At 64.7% G+C, this 13,274-nt stretch carries 14 protein-coding genes and 1 pseudogene; 6 read left to right on the top strand and 9 right to left on the bottom strand.

The window, feature by feature from the left end; all coding sequences use genetic code 11:
- Nucleotides 1-67: 67 nt before the first annotated feature.
- Nucleotides 68-421: a winged helix-turn-helix transcriptional regulator gene (locus tag VK92_RS31420; RefSeq protein WP_048027598.1), complete on the bottom strand. Its 354-nt coding sequence runs from the start codon at nt 419-421 to the stop codon at nt 68-70.
- A gap of 143 nt (nt 422-564) precedes the next feature.
- Here VK92_RS31420 and VK92_RS31415 point away from each other — a divergent pair, with 143 nt between their 5' ends.
- Entirely contained in the window at nt 565-1,593 is a 1,029-nt protein-coding gene (locus VK92_RS31415) for an NADPH:quinone reductase (protein ID WP_048027600.1), read from the top strand.
- Between the two features lie 143 nt (nt 1,594-1,736).
- Here the strand turns inward: VK92_RS31415 and VK92_RS31410 are convergent, their stop codons facing one another.
- The 3 genes from VK92_RS31410 to VK92_RS31400 form a co-directional block, all read right to left on the bottom strand.
- Nucleotides 1,737-2,027: a DUF1330 domain-containing protein gene (locus VK92_RS31410; protein WP_048027601.1), complete on the bottom strand. Its 291-nt coding sequence runs from the start codon at nt 2,025-2,027 to the stop codon at nt 1,737-1,739.
- Between the two features lie 94 nt (nt 2,028-2,121).
- On the bottom strand, nt 2,122-3,177 hold the full coding sequence (locus VK92_RS31405; RefSeq protein ID WP_048027603.1) for an aldo/keto reductase: 1,056 nt from the start codon (nt 3,175-3,177) through the stop codon (nt 2,122-2,124).
- Between the two features lie 87 nt (nt 3,178-3,264).
- Nucleotides 3,265-3,855, bottom strand: a complete 591-nt coding sequence (locus VK92_RS31400; RefSeq protein ID WP_048027605.1) for a flavodoxin family protein — start codon at nt 3,853-3,855, stop codon at nt 3,265-3,267.
- A gap of 118 nt (nt 3,856-3,973) precedes the next feature.
- Here VK92_RS31400 and VK92_RS31395 point away from each other — a divergent pair, with 118 nt between their 5' ends.
- Nucleotides 3,974-4,879 carry a LysR family transcriptional regulator gene (locus VK92_RS31395; RefSeq protein ID WP_021160247.1) on the top strand — a complete coding sequence of 302 codons (906 nt, stop codon included), beginning with the start codon at nt 3,974-3,976 and terminating at the stop codon, nt 4,877-4,879.
- Nucleotides 4,880-5,101: 222 nt separating this feature from the next.
- On the opposite strand, the gene VK92_RS31390 is transcribed toward VK92_RS31395, so the two are convergent.
- Entirely contained in the window at nt 5,102-5,482 is a 381-nt protein-coding gene (locus VK92_RS31390; protein WP_048027610.1) for a winged helix-turn-helix transcriptional regulator, read from the bottom strand.
- A gap of 81 nt (nt 5,483-5,563) precedes the next feature.
- Between VK92_RS31390 and VK92_RS31385 the strand changes: the two genes are divergently transcribed.
- Nucleotides 5,564-6,190, top strand: coding sequence for an NADPH-dependent F420 reductase (locus tag VK92_RS31385; RefSeq protein WP_048027612.1), 627 nt, complete (start codon nt 5,564-5,566; stop codon nt 6,188-6,190).
- 208 nt (nt 6,191-6,398) lie between these two features.
- On the opposite strand, the gene VK92_RS31380 is transcribed toward VK92_RS31385, so the two are convergent.
- Entirely contained in the window at nt 6,399-7,304 is a 906-nt protein-coding gene (locus VK92_RS31380; protein WP_048027614.1) for a LysR family transcriptional regulator, read from the bottom strand.
- Nucleotides 7,305-7,410: 106 nt separating this feature from the next.
- On the opposite strand from VK92_RS31380, the pseudogene VK92_RS31375 reads away from it, so the two are divergent.
- Nucleotides 7,411-8,019, top strand: a pseudogene (locus VK92_RS31375) (short chain dehydrogenase).
- A 391-nt stretch (nt 8,020-8,410) separates the two neighbouring features.
- Here VK92_RS31375 and VK92_RS31370 read toward each other — a convergent pair.
- Complete coding sequence (locus VK92_RS31370) at nt 8,411-9,334, bottom strand: LysR family transcriptional regulator (RefSeq protein ID WP_048027618.1); 924 nt, start codon at nt 9,332-9,334, stop codon at nt 8,411-8,413.
- A 67-nt stretch (nt 9,335-9,401) separates the two neighbouring features.
- Here VK92_RS31370 and VK92_RS31365 point away from each other — a divergent pair, with 67 nt between their 5' ends.
- Nucleotides 9,402-10,019, top strand: coding sequence for a LysE family translocator (locus VK92_RS31365; RefSeq protein ID WP_021160235.1), 618 nt, complete (start codon nt 9,402-9,404; stop codon nt 10,017-10,019).
- A 77-nt stretch (nt 10,020-10,096) separates the two neighbouring features.
- Here the strand turns inward: VK92_RS31365 and VK92_RS31360 are convergent, their stop codons facing one another.
- Nucleotides 10,097-10,729 (bottom strand): FMN-dependent NADH-azoreductase, encoded by a 633-nt coding sequence (locus VK92_RS31360; protein ID WP_021160234.1) that lies wholly within the window; start codon nt 10,727-10,729, stop codon nt 10,097-10,099.
- A gap of 132 nt (nt 10,730-10,861) precedes the next feature.
- Between VK92_RS31360 and VK92_RS31355 the strand changes: the two genes are divergently transcribed.
- Entirely contained in the window at nt 10,862-11,740 is an 879-nt protein-coding gene (locus VK92_RS31355; RefSeq protein ID WP_048027625.1) for a LysR substrate-binding domain-containing protein, read from the top strand.
- 20 nt (nt 11,741-11,760) lie between these two features.
- Here VK92_RS31355 and VK92_RS31350 read toward each other — a convergent pair whose 3' ends face one another.
- Nucleotides 11,761-13,236, bottom strand: coding sequence for a coniferyl aldehyde dehydrogenase (locus tag VK92_RS31350; protein WP_048027627.1), 1,476 nt, complete (start codon nt 13,234-13,236; stop codon nt 11,761-11,763).
- Between the last annotated feature and the right edge of the window lie 38 nt (nt 13,237-13,274).

Raw genomic sequence — 13,274 nt, 5'->3', positions numbered from 1 at the left:
CGTGTGCGTTTTCAACGACTCGCCGGGCAACGGTGTCCGGACATCCACCGGCGCCGCAACGGCACACTCACGAACCCGGCCGGCGCCCCACGGATTGCTCCAGTCGCGCGAGGTAAGCATCGCCCCATTGCTTCATCGCGTCGAGCACCGGGGCGAGCGTTCTGCCGAATTCGGTCAACGTGTATTCGACGCGGGGCGGAACCTCGGCGAAAACCGTCCGGGTCACGATGCCATCCGATTCGAGCTCGCGAAGCTGCAACGTCAACGAGCGCTGGGTCACCGCTCCGATCAAGCCGCGCAACTCGCCGAACCTTTTGGTACCGCCCAGCAGATAGTGCACGATCAGCGGCTTCCATTTCCCTCCCGCGACATCGACCGTCGCGGCGACCGAGCACGGATACGTGCTAACCGAAGATGTCATGCCGGCTCCCAATAGGATAATTTCTTTCCCTATATATCAAAGACGTGCCTTCTTGTGCAAAAGCGGCCGACCGCCGATAGTCCCGGCATCGTTACATCGGCCGCCGATAACCGGCGACCGGACTCATTCAAGGGATCAGATCGATGAAGGCCGCTTATTACGAACGTCAGGGCAACGCTTCGGAAGTATTGAGGCTCGGAGATTTTCCGGTTCCGCAACCGGGTCCGGGCGAAGTCCGCGTGCGCATCCACGCATCGGGCCTGAATCCCAGCGATATCAAGGCGCGTACCGGCTTCTCCGGCCCTTCCGCATTCCCGATGGTCATTCCGCATCAAGACGGCGCTGGCGTGATCGACGCGGTCGGTGCCGGCGTTGCGCCGACTCGGACAGGCGAACGGGTGTGGCTGTTCGAAGCCCAATATCGCCGCCCCTTCGGCACGGCCGCGGAATATGCGGTCGTGCCGGAAGCACAGGCCGTTCCCTTGCCCGACAACGTTTCGTTCGAGGTCGGCGCCTGCCTGGGCATTCCGGCACTCACGGCCCATCGCTGCCTCTTCTCCGACGGCGACATCAAGGGTTGCGCGATACTCGTCCAGGGCGGCGCGGGAGCAGTCGGAACCGCGGCAATCCTGCTCGCAAAATGGGCTGGCGCGTGGGTCGCGACAACCGTTTCAACGCCCGGACAGGCGGACGCCGCACGGCGTGCGGGTGCCGACCTCGTGATCAATCGACGGCTGCAGGATGTGGTCGCGATCGTGAAGTCGGCAACACGGCAGCGGGGAGTCGATCGTATCGTGGAAGTCAGTCTGCAAGACAACCTCGCCATCGATATGCGTTGCCTCGCCAACGGCGGCATCATCAGTTCGTACGCCGTAGGATCCGCTGCCGATCAGGTGCCGCTTCCCCTGCTCGACGCCATGATCGCCGGCTGCTCATTCCGGTTCGTCTACATTTACACCGTCCCGGCAGCCGCCAAGTCCGCAGCCGTTTCGGCGATCAGCCAATGCCTCGCGGACGGCGCCTATGCGCCGACCATAGGCATGCAAGTCGCGCTCGACGCCATCGTCGAAGCCCACGAGGCGCAAGAATCTGGCCAGGTTATCGGCAAGATCATCGTCAGGCCGTCGCTCGTCCGGTCGCATGGGCCGGGGGACATTCAGCCGAATGATTGATCACCGCGAGGACGTGTCGGCAAACCAGCGTCCCCGCATTCGCAAGCCGGGCACCTCCGGCGAAGGACGGCCGCGATTCATGAGCCCCCCCTGCCGCGAAATCGAACCGAAGACGCTCATGTTGGAACGTGTCGTGATCAGCGTCATGAAGCCCCCTCGAGAATGACGAAGGTCCCGGTTGCCGCCCCGGCGCGGAGCGCCTTGGCCGTCTGGTATTCGGGGCTCTCATAGAAACGCCTGGCCTCGGCGAACGAATCGAACTCGAGGACCACATGCCGCTCATGGGCCTCGCCTTCGAGGTTTTCATACTGCCCCCAGGCCGCAATGACCTTGGGGCCGAAAGCCTTGATTGCATCGCCCGCGGCTTCTGCATAAGCAGCATAGGCGACGGGGTCCGAAACGCTGACATGTGCGATTAGATAACCTTTTGGCATGTCGATCTCTCTTGGGTAGCAGGAACACGCAATTCAATGCGGGGGGCGATCTTCAACGACTTGCTTCGACCGGATTGAGGTGCATTAGCCGGTTCTATTCCGACGCGACGCGCCGGAAAGGTTGAGGGCGCCTGCCCGCCTCCTGACGCTCGATCATCCAGCCGGGATAGCAGGCCGGCAAAGCACTCTCGGCATCGAGACGCGCAAGCTCGGCCTCGGTCAGGACGACATCGACCGCGCCGAGATTGTCTTCAAGCTGTTCGATCCGTTTGGCGCCGACAATCACGCTCGTGACGTGCGGCCTCGCAAGCAGCCACGCGAGCGCGATCCGGGCGACCGAGACATCGTGCGCATCGGCGATGGCGCGCATCTCTGCCACGCACGGCCAGGCTCGCTCGCGATCGACCGGCGGAAAATCGAAATGGGTGCGCCGCGAACCGCTGTCGGTCGACGCACCGGGACCGAACTTCCCCGACAGCAACCCGCCGGCGAGGGGCGACCAGACGAGCAGCCCCATCTGCTCCTCGACGACGAGCGGCACCAGTTCGCGCTCGACGTCACGTCCGGCGATCGAATAGTAGGCCTGGAGCGTCTCGAAGCGCGTGGCTCGAAGCGCCGCACTCAGCCCGAGCGCCTTGCCGATCTTGCCCGCGCGCCAATTCGACACGCCGACATATCGCACCAGCCCCTGCCGCGTGAGATCGTCGAGGGCGCGCAGCGTCTCTTCGATCGGCGTGACAGGATCGTTGGCGTGAATCTGGTACAGGTCGATATGGTCGACCTGAAGCCGTTCCAGGCTTCTCTGCACGGAATCCATGATGTGGCCGCGCGACGCCCCCTGTTCGTTGGGCTTGCGGCCCGTCACGCCGGCCGTCTTGGTCGCGAGCACGATCTCGCTGCGCGGCACGCCGATGTCCCGGAGAGCCTGCCCGACGATGCGTTCAGACTGGCCAAAGGAGTAAATGTCGGCGGTATCGATGAAATTGATTCCGTCGGCAAGCGCGCGGGCTATCAGCTGGTTCGCCTCGTCCTGTTCGACGGCGCCGATCGCCTTCCACATGCCGGCGTCGGCGTTGCCGCCCAGCGTCATCGTGCCGAGGCACAACTCGGAAACGTACAGGCCGGTGCGGCCCAGTTGCTTGTATTTCATCACCCTTCCCTTCAAACGTGGCTGGATGGCATGCGGCGGCGTCCGTTGCGTTGCGTCACGTCCCGTCCCGTCGCGCATGCCGGGATTTCAGTTGCCTCGAGGTGTTCCGGACCGGAACTGTCCGGCGATCGTCGCGACGCGCATGCCATGGCGGCGTGCCGTCTCGAGGTCGCCTGGCGACATTTCCTCGGGCGACGCATCGGCAGGCGTTTGCGCCATCGGCCCGATATAGGCGCCCATGCGATTCAGGTCGTCACGCATCGAGGCTTTCACGTTCGCCGGCTTGATGTCCATGCTGACCCAGATACCGCCGTGCTGCCCGGCCAGCAGGAAGAAGTATTCGAGCGTGTTGAGCTTGTCGCCGTTGATGCTGGCGCTGTTGGTGAAGCCGCCAAAGATCTTGTTCCGCCATCCGCCTTCGAACCAGACCTTCGAGGATGCGTCGGCAAACTTCTTGAACTGCCAGCTCGGGCCGCCCATGTAGGTCGGCGAGCCGAACAGGATCGCGTCCGCGCCGGCGAGCGTTTCCCAGGCATCCGCCGGAATGTTTCCCTCGCTGTCGATCGCGACGAGCACGGCGCGGGCGCCTTCGGCGACAGCGCTTGCCATGCGCTCGGTATGCCCGTAGCCGGAGTGGTATACGACGACTGTGTTGACCGGAGCGGCGTGTGGTGTCATGGGTGCTTCCTTTCGTTCGGGTTGTCCGCGGTGGACAACATGGAAAGCCACTCTACCGAGCCGCAACTGAGTTATAAACGATGACAAATTGAACGTTCTGTTACTCCCTGGGTGAACAATGCAAAACCTCGACGCGCTTTTGATCTTTGCCCGTGTCGCCGAAATGACGAGCTTCACGCGCGCGGCCGAAAGCCTCGGAATTCAGAAGGGACGTGTGTCGATGGTGATCCGTGAGCTGGAGCGGGATGTGGGCGTTGCGCTCCTGCACCGGACCACGAGGCGCGTTCAGCTGACTGAAGACGGGCGCGCCTTTTATTCACGCGCGCGCGACCTGCTGGCCGAAGTACAGGAATTGCAATCGATGTTCTCCGGCAACGGCACACCGTTGCGGGGAAGGCTGCGCGTCGACATGCCCACCGAGCTCGCACGCAGCGTCGTGATTCCCGCACTCCCGCAACTGATGGCGGCGCATCCGGAACTGGAACTGGAACTTTCGAGCACCGATCGGCGTGTCGATCTCGTCCAGGAAGGATTCGATTGCGTGATCCGGCTCGGGCCGATCGTCGACGAGACGCTGATTGCCCGCCCGCTGGGAAAACTGCGGATGACCAATGCGGCGAGCCCGAGCTATCTGGCGCGGTACGGCACACCGCACACGCTCGATGACCTGCGCACGCAGGGACACCGGATGATCCACTACACGCTGACACTCGGTGCCAGGCACGCCGGATGGGAATACCCGGACGGCGACGGCTATGCGTCGCTTCCGCTGCCGAGCGCGATGCAGGTCAACAGTGTGCAGACCTATCATGCAGCCGGGCTGGCAGGCCTTGGGTTGATCCAGGCGGGATATCCGACGCTTGCGCATTACATCGAAAGCGGCGCGCTGGTGGAGGTGCTGCCCGACTTGCGTCCCGAGCCGCTCGCCGCGTCGCTTGTCGTGGCCCATCGGCGCAATCTGTCGCCTCGCGTCCGGGCCTTCATGGACTGGATCGAGGGGGTGTTGGAGCCTTATCTTGATTGAGCGGCGGGTGTGGTGGTTTATGTCCAGCGCGGGTCGTTCGGTCATTCGTGCAGATTCAACCGGTCGATGCAACAACTTGATGGAATCGTTCAGCAGGTGATCGGAGAAACGTTGGAACCGGGCATTGTCACGCACCCGCGTTGTCAGCGGATTCGCGAGTGACCGCGCGAACCACGAGCACGCCAGCACATAAAAGGCTTGAACCCAACCAGCCCCCTCCCTCTACTCCGCATGCTCACGATCGAACGCACGATTACTCGCCTCGATCGCCGCGAGCGCATTCTCCGCCCACGCCTTGAGATCGATGACGAGCGGAAGCAGCGTACCGGCCAGAGAACTCAGCGCGTACTCCACACGCAGCGGCAGTTCGTCATAGACATTGCGCACCACCAGTCCGTCGCGCTCCATCGCGCGCAGCGTCTGGGTCAGCATCTTCTGCGACACACCTTCCAGGCGACGCTTGATGTCGCCAAAACGCATCGGCCCATCCTTCATCGCGACCATGGCCAGCACGGTCCACTTCTGCCCGATACGCGCGAGCACCGCGCGTGACGGACAGACTTTCAGGAACGCATCGGGCGGCAACTCGATCTTCTTCGTCATGGTTACCCTCGGGTACCTAATTGATTGCAGAAACCGGAATTGAAAGAATGATGCCACCCAATCAATCGTGAGGTACATGCCATGAAGATCGCATTCCTGGGCGGTGGAAACTTTGGCGGGAATCTGGCCGAATTGCTGGTCACGGCGCGACATGATGTGGTGGTCGGCTTGCGCAATCCCGCGAGGGCGCGTCCGGGCGCCCGGCACCGAATCGTGTCGCTGGAAGAGGCTGCGGCGCATGGTGATGTTGTCGTCATCGCCGTCCTCTATCAGGCGTGCACCGAGGTACTTCCCTCCCTTGCACATCAGCTGGCCGGCAAGGTCGTTGTTGACGCAACGAATGCGCTGAAGGACGACTGGTCGCCACTTCCGCTGGGGGCCGACGGATCGGCAGCCGAGGCGATCGGCCACCTGCTGCCGGGCGCGCGTCTGGTGAAGTGCTTCAACACGGTGTTCGCCGACATCATGACGCCGGATCGCATCGATCGGGGCGGCCATGCCGTTACGGCATTCATCGCGGGCGACGACGTCCAGGCCAACACGACGGTCGCCGGGATCGCGGAAAGTGCGGGGTTCGCGCCCGTCGTGACCGGCCCCTTGGACAACGCCCGTTATCTCGAGGCCATGGCACACCTCAATATTCAGATCGCCGTAGGTCGGGGCGGCGGAACGAATGCCGGCTTCGTGTACCACCGCGCGCTCGCTTAGAAACCTGGGCGTTCAACCTCGACTCGGTCGCCAATGGAATCCCGGCCGCGCAGAAATGGCGCGGCGCCAGCGGGCTGGCGATCGCTTCGGCTCTCAAGTGCCACGCGCTCGCGACGCGTCGCCTGCTTCCCGTTGGTTCAGTTGACACATAGACACCAGCAACGCGTCGTTTCCTGTCGACATTCGATTCGCCACGAATCCACGATCGCTACCTGCGTTCGACTTCGCCCCCCGGCCCCGCACCATGCTCGATCAAATGCTCGACGAAACGAGTCAGCTTCGGCAATGGCCGCCGATCGTGCCGATACACGACATGAACCGGGTGCGGGGCCGGCAAGTACGCTTGCAACACCGGCACCAGCGCGCCACTCGCCAGATCGTGCGCCACCAGAACTTCAGGCTGCAGCAACAATCCCGCGCCCGCGATGGCGGCCATGCGCAGCCCGTTCCCGTCGTCGCACGTGAAGACCGGATCCTGCGAAACCTGCGGCCCGTCCCACCCGCCGAGCTTCCACCCGTTACGGCCGTTCCACACGGAGTGAGACAGGCAGTGATGCATGCCCAGATCCTGCGGCGTCTCCGGACGTCCATGCCGCGCGAGGTAACCGGGCGATGCGCAAATCACCATGCGATACATGGTCAACGGCTTTGCGATCAGATCGACGTCACCCAGTTCGCCAATTCGAACGGCGAGATCGAAACCCTCGTCCACCAGGTCGACGACGCGATTGCTCAACGCCAACTCGATGCGCACGAGCGGATGCATCTGCTGGAACGTCGCGGCCAGCGGCGCGACGACGCATGCGCCGAAGGTAATCGGCGCGCTGATCCGCAACGTGCCGGACGGCGACGCACGCAATCGCTCGACCGACGTCTCGGCGATCCGCACCTGTTCAAGCGCGCGCTTGGCGTCTTCGTAGAACACGCGCCCCGCATCCGTCAGGCTCTGCCGTCGCGTGGTGCGCTCCAGCATGCGCGCGCCGAGTCGCTCTTCGAGTTCGCGCACGTACTTGCCCACCATGACCGCCGACATGCCTAGCCGCTGCGCCGCCTCGGTGAAGTTGCCCCCTTCCACGACGGCAACGAAGGTTTCCATTGAACGCAGCTTGTCCATATTGCGAACTGGCGATTAGTAGTGTCGGAAATTAGAGCACATTTATCTCAATATTGGTTCGAAGAACAATGGCTGCTCCAACCTGAAACCGAAAAGGAGTGGTTCCATGAAGATCGTTGTAATCGGCGCCGGCGGAGACGTCGGTCGTGCCGTGGCAGATGAGCTTGCGCGTGACGGAAAACACGAAGTCGTTCGCGTGGGTCGCACTTCCGGCGACCATCAGGTCGACATCACCCGTGACGAGAGCGTGAGTGCGCTGTTCGAGAAGATCGGGCAAGTCGACGCAATCGTCGCCGCCGCGGGCAATGTCATCCTTGCCCCGATCGAGAAGATGACGGCGGCCGATTTCCACTAGGGATTGCAGGACAAGCTGCTGAGCCAGGTGCGCGTCGCACTGGTGGGCCAGCACTACCTGGTCGACGGCGGGTCGATCACGCTGACCTCGGGCATCGCGGTCGACGATCCGATTGCGCAAGGCGCCCATGCCGCCGCATCGAATGCCGGGATTGAAGGATTCGTGCGCGCGGCCGCGTGCGATTTTCCGCGCGGCATCCGGATCAACGTCGTGAGCCCGACGGTGCTGACGGAATCCATGGATCGGTTCGGTCCGTTCTTTCCCGGCTGCGAGAGCGTGCCGGCGTCACGTGTAGCCATGGCCTATCGACGCAGCGTGGAAGGCGTGCATAGCGGTCGCGTCTATCGGGTCGGTCATTGACGTTGCGGGCTCGCCCCGCGAGCCCGAATTCCTCGCGCCCCTGCCTGCCCCAGATTCCGCCACGCCATCACCGCACCGGCCACCAGCAACAGAACCGAAACGATCAACGCCCGCGCCATCCCGTGAACGAACGTCGCGCCGTCTGCCGCCCGAACGGATCTCTGGCTGGTCGTACATGCCGACCTCAGACATGCGCCGACGATTCGCGCGGCAATCGACTTCATCGTGGACGTGACGGGCAGGACGTCCGCGCCGGACGCCCGACCGTAGCGACTGCGACCAAGGTCGCCCGATCGCGCTGGCCGAGCCGGTCGTCAGCACACCACTTCAACGTCGAAAGCCGCCGGTCCCGCTCATCGTCAACCGCCCGTCCGCGGCGTCCGCGTGCCGTTCAGGCCACCGCCCTCAACCACGCAAGCACATCCGCCTGCGCACGGCCTGCCACCACCGGCTCCGGCGTCAACAGGCAGTAGTGCGAACCATCCTCGACGAACCCCATCGGCGCGACCAGCACACCGCTTTCGATATCGTCGCGAACGAGATGCCACGGGCCGATGGCGACACCCAGCCCCGCAACCGCCGCCTGCAGGCTGAAGTAGAAATGGTCGAACACCTGCCCGCGCCCGCGCACGGCCGGCTGATGCGCGGCAACCGCCCATTCCTTCCACGCGTCCGGCCGTGTCCGTGTGTGCAACTGCGGAACGTCCGTCTTCAACGAGTGACCACCGCGACGAGCGGAAAACCACGCATCGACCTTGTCCGGCCGGCACACCGGCCCCACCCGCTCCGCGAACAGACGCTCCGCGTGATAACCCGCCGGCCACGCAAAGTCGTTGCGTCGAATCGCCATGTCGATGCCGCTGTCGAATGAAAACGGGCCACCCGCGGCCGCCAGGTGAACGTCGATGCCCGCATGTCGCGCCTGAAAATCCGGCCAGCGCGGAATCAGCCAGCGCATCAGAAGCGTCGGCTCGCACGACAGGACCCAGCGCCGCGCCCGGGCGGCCTCGGTGCGCAATTCCTGCGCGGCGTGACGCATCAGCCCCAGCCCGTCGTGGACCGCCTGCGCCAGCTTGCGGCCCGCGTCGGTCAGGAACACGCGCCGGCTGCGCCGCTGGAACAGCGCCACGCCCAGGTCGTCCTCGAGCAGCCGCACCGCGCGGCTGACCGCGCCGTGGGTCAGGCACAGCTCGTCGGCGGCACGGCTGAAATTTTCGTGACGCGCCGCCGCCTCGAAGCAACGCAGCGCCATCAGCGAAGGCAGGTTCGCGCGCATCGATTGTGAATCCAACTCACCATTCTGGTCAGAAATCATCGCTATTCCGGATGAAACATGACCCATAAGATTGCGCCATCAAATCATCAATCGCAAGGACAGGACGATGACCGAACTGATAGTCGTAGTCACCATCACGCTGCTGGCCGTGATCAGCCCGGGCCCGGACTTCGCGATGGTCACGCGCAACAGCCTGATGCTGTCGCGCCGCTCGGGCGTGCTCACCGCGCTGGGTATCGGGCTGGGCGTCACGGTTCACGTGAGCTACACGCTGCTGGGCGTCGGCCTGCTGATCCGGCAATCGTTGTGGCTCTTCAATGCCGTCAAGCTGATCGGCGCGATCTACCTGGTCTACCTCGGCGTGAAGATGCTCATGACGAAGGCCGGCAGCGGGCAGACCGACGCGCCGGCCGCACCGCTGTCGGACCTGGCCGCGCTGCGCACCGGCTTCCTGACCAATGCGCTGAACCCCAAGACCACGGTGTTCATCGTCAGCCTGTTCATGCAGGCCGTGCGGCCCGACACACCGCTGATCGTGCAGATCGGCTACGGTGCATTCATCGCGCTGGCGCACGCCGGCTGGTTCAGTCTGGTGGCCGTGTGCTTCTCCGCGACGGCCGTCCGCGATCGCCTGCTGTCGCTGCGGCACTGGATCGACCGCACCTTCGGATGCCTGCTCGTCGGCTTCGGCGTCGCGCTCGCCATCGCGCGCGGCGGGCGCTGATCCGGGCGGCCGCGCCGCACGCCGACACAAGCGCCGGGAGCACACCGCCGGCGCACCGGATACGCTGCGCGGCAGCGTCAGAACCCGCGCGCGATCGATCGGGCTTCGTCGATCGCGCGGCTGCGATCGACCTTTCCGTCGGCACCGAACAACGTACGCTCGACGACGATGCCCGTGACGTCCGTCACGCCCACGAACCTGAGCCAGGTTTCCATGTACGGGCGCTGAAGATCGAACTCGGCGGCCGGCGTAAACGAACCCGGCGACTGATAACCGAGCCCGCGCGCGTAGACCACGGCCGCCTTTTTCCCGGCCAGCTTGCCGGTAAAACCCGCGTCGTCGAACGTGAACAGCACGTCCTTCTGCGAGATCGCATCGATCAGGTGCTTGAGCTTGTACGGAATACTGAAGTTCCACAGCGGCACGCCGAACAGGAACTTGTCCGCTGCGTGGAACGGCGCTGCGAGCTGCTCGATCCGCTGCCATGCCGCCGCCTGCGACGGTGTCAACGCGGTGCCGCTCAGCCCCGCATATTTCGCGGCCAGCGCGTCTTCGTCGAATTCGGGCATCGCCAGATCCCACACGTCGAGCTTCCGTATTTCATGATCGGGGTGCGCGTGCCGGTACGCGTCGAGAAACGCATTGCACACGTCGATGGATGCGGAATATGCCTTGTTGGGTGAGCCTTCGATATAGAGCACGCACGTCATGGAGCCGGTCCTTGCCAGGAGTGACGGCGACGCGCCGGATGCGCGGTCGCCCACTACGGTTCGCAGCGTATCGAGCCCGCTTATAATTTGGAAACGATATTAATTGATTGAATTAACCCGGATTTGTGATCAATGGAGAATCCTCTCGACACGGCGCTGCTTCAGACGTTCGTCGCCGTCGCCGACGTGCGGAGTTTCACCGGCGCCGGTCGCAGGCTGAATCTCAGCCAGTCCGCGGTCAGCGCCCAGATCGTTCGTCTCGAAGAACAGGTCGGCCAGGCGCTGCTCGTGCGCAATACGCGCAGCGTCACGCTCACCGCGCATGGCCAGACGCTGCTCGGTTACGCGCGCGCGATGCTCAATCTGAGCGGGGAAGCGAGGGCGCGGCTGGGAGCCGGCGACGCAGCCGATACCCGGCTGCGCATCGGCGCATCGGAGGATTTCGCGGAAGGCTGGCTGCCGGACGTGATGCGCCGCCACTCGGCCACGCGGCGCGGCTTGCGGCTGGACCTGACGGTCGACATCGGCGACAGTCTGTTTCGGCGGCATGCCAGCGGCGAATTCGATCTCGTGATCGGCAGCCGGTGCGCGCACACGGATCAGGGCGCGACGTTGTGGCAAGAGCCGCTCGTCTGGGCATTTGCGCGCCACGAGCGGTTGCCGGAAGGCGAGGTGCCGCTCGCGTGCTTCCCCGATCCTTGCCCGTACCGGGGTGCCGCCCTCAAGGCGCTCGCGCTGGCCGACCTGCGCTACCGGATCGCGTGCGAAAGCCCGAGCGTCAGCGGCATCCGGACATGCGTGCGCGCCGGCATCGCGATCGCGCCGGTGCCGCGCAGCGCGATCGACGGCACGCTCCGGGAGCTCGGCGTGGCCGACGGCTTGCCGGAACTGCCGGAAGTCGAATTCGTGCTGATGCATGACGCGCGGATGCCGGCCGCGGTCGAATTCGCCGCGACGATCTTCGACGAAGCCGCCGTTCGCACGGGAGCGGGCAAGCGCACTACACCCTAGCAGGCATCGTGCGGCGCCGTTCAGCGCTTGGCGCTCAATCCCGCGCGCACGTCTACCGGTTCCCGGCTCCGCCCAAGTAACGCCGCCAGCGAGAGATCCGCGAGCTTGCCGAACGGCGCGCGCAGCAGGCTCGGCAGGTTCCAGCGCCCCTGCACGAACACGCCCTTCGCGTGGCTCATCGCGCGGAATCCCTCGATGCCGTGATACGCGCCCATCCCGCTCGGACCGACGCCGCCGAACGGCAGGTCTTCCTGCGCGACATGCAGGAGCGTGTTGTTGATGCCGACATTGCCCGACGTGGTGCGCTTGAGCAGCGACTCGCAGTCGCCGTCCTGCGCACCGAAGTAATACAGCACGAGCGGACGCGGACGCGCATTCACATAGTCGACGACTTCGTCGATCGTGCGATACGTGCGCACCGCCAGGATCGGCCCGAAGATTTCTTCCTGCATGACGGCTGTATCGTCGCCGGCGCCGACGATCAGCGTGGGCGCAAGCGTCCGCTTGCGGGTCGCCGCCTGCTGCGGGCTCACGCCCGCCTCGATCACGCGCGCGCCCTTGCTGCGCGCCTCGTCGACGAGCCCCTTCAGGCGGTCGTAATGCCGGTCGCTGACGATCGACGTGTAATCCGGGCTCGCCGGCCCGTCCGGATAGAAGCGCGCGACGGCTGCATCGTATTGCGTGACGAACGCGTCCAGGTCGTCTTCATGCACCAGCGCATAGTCGGGCGCCACGCAGGTCTGTCCGCCATTCGACAGCTTGCCGAACACGATGCTCGACATCGTCCGGCCATCGACATGCCCCCGCGCGACGATCGCCGGGCTCTTGCCGCCGAGTTCGAGCGTCACCGGCACCAGGTTCTCGCTGGCCGCCTTCATGACCTTGCGGCCCACCTGCGTGCTGCCGGTAAACAGCAGATGGTCGAACGGCAGGCCGCTGAAGGCCGCACCGACTTCCGGGCCGCCGAGCACGACCGCGACTTCTTCGCTCGGAAAGGTCTCCGCGAGCATGCGGCGCATCACCTCGCTGGTGCGCGGCGTCAGTTCCGACGGCTTGAGCATCGCGCGATTGCCCGCGGCCAGCGCGGTCGCCAGCGGAATGAAGGTGAGCGAGAACGGGTAATTCCACGGCGCCATCACGCCGATCACGCCAAGCGGCTGGTACTCCACGTGAGCCTGCCCGGCCCGATAGAGAATTCCGACGTGCCGGCGCTGCGGCTTCGTGAAGCGGCGCAGGTTGCGCGTCAGGTAGTCGATCGCCTGGATCACGCCGACCAGTTCCATGATCGCAGTCTCGTGCCGCGAGCGATTCCCGAAATCGGCGTTGATCGCCTCCTCCACTTCGCGGCGATACGCGAGCACCACGGCGCGCAGCCGCGCGAGCCTGGCCTTGCGCTGCTGCAAGGTCGGCGGCCCCTCGCTGACGAACGCGTTGCGCTGGCGGGCCAGCAGCACCGCCGGGTCGAAGCTCGAGATGGATTCTGCGGAAACGGCCATGGTGCACCTCACGAGGTTGCGCGGATGTAGACACTGTC

Origin of the sequence: Burkholderia sp. LK4 (assembly GCF_001043615.1) — a bacterium.
Taxonomy (GTDB): Bacteria; Pseudomonadota; Gammaproteobacteria; order Burkholderiales; family Burkholderiaceae; genus Burkholderia; species Burkholderia cepacia.
This window is presented reverse-complemented; position numbering and strand designations above follow the sequence as displayed.

Excerpts from the sequence above, each read along its gene's own strand:
- VK92_RS31420 (WP_048027598.1), bottom strand. The coding sequence starts at position 421 with ATGACATCTTCGGTTAGCACGTATCCGTGCTCGGTCGCCGCGACGGTC.
- VK92_RS31415 (WP_048027600.1), top strand. The coding sequence starts at position 565 with ATGAAGGCCGCTTATTACGAACGTCAGGGCAACGCTTCGGAAGTATTG.
- VK92_RS31410 (WP_048027601.1), bottom strand. The coding sequence starts at position 2,027 with ATGCCAAAAGGTTATCTAATCGCACATGTCAGCGTTTCGGACCCCGTC.
- VK92_RS31405 (WP_048027603.1), bottom strand. The coding sequence starts at position 3,177 with ATGAAATACAAGCAACTGGGCCGCACCGGCCTGTACGTTTCCGAGTTG.
- VK92_RS31400 (WP_048027605.1), bottom strand. The coding sequence starts at position 3,855 with ATGACACCACACGCCGCTCCGGTCAACACAGTCGTCGTATACCACTCC.
- VK92_RS31395 (WP_021160247.1), top strand. The coding sequence starts at position 3,974 with ATGCAAAACCTCGACGCGCTTTTGATCTTTGCCCGTGTCGCCGAAATG.
- VK92_RS31390 (WP_048027610.1), bottom strand. The coding sequence starts at position 5,482 with ATGACGAAGAAGATCGAGTTGCCGCCCGATGCGTTCCTGAAAGTCTGT.
- VK92_RS31385 (WP_048027612.1), top strand. The coding sequence starts at position 5,564 with ATGAAGATCGCATTCCTGGGCGGTGGAAACTTTGGCGGGAATCTGGCC.
- VK92_RS31380 (WP_048027614.1), bottom strand. The coding sequence starts at position 7,304 with ATGGACAAGCTGCGTTCAATGGAAACCTTCGTTGCCGTCGTGGAAGGG.
- VK92_RS31370 (WP_048027618.1), bottom strand. The coding sequence starts at position 9,334 with ATGATTTCTGACCAGAATGGTGAGTTGGATTCACAATCGATGCGCGCG.
- VK92_RS31365 (WP_021160235.1), top strand. The coding sequence starts at position 9,402 with ATGACCGAACTGATAGTCGTAGTCACCATCACGCTGCTGGCCGTGATC.
- VK92_RS31360 (WP_021160234.1), bottom strand. The coding sequence starts at position 10,729 with ATGACGTGCGTGCTCTATATCGAAGGCTCACCCAACAAGGCATATTCC.
- VK92_RS31355 (WP_048027625.1), top strand. The coding sequence starts at position 10,862 with ATGGAGAATCCTCTCGACACGGCGCTGCTTCAGACGTTCGTCGCCGTC.
- VK92_RS31350 (WP_048027627.1), bottom strand. The coding sequence starts at position 13,236 with ATGGCCGTTTCCGCAGAATCCATCTCGAGCTTCGACCCGGCGGTGCTG.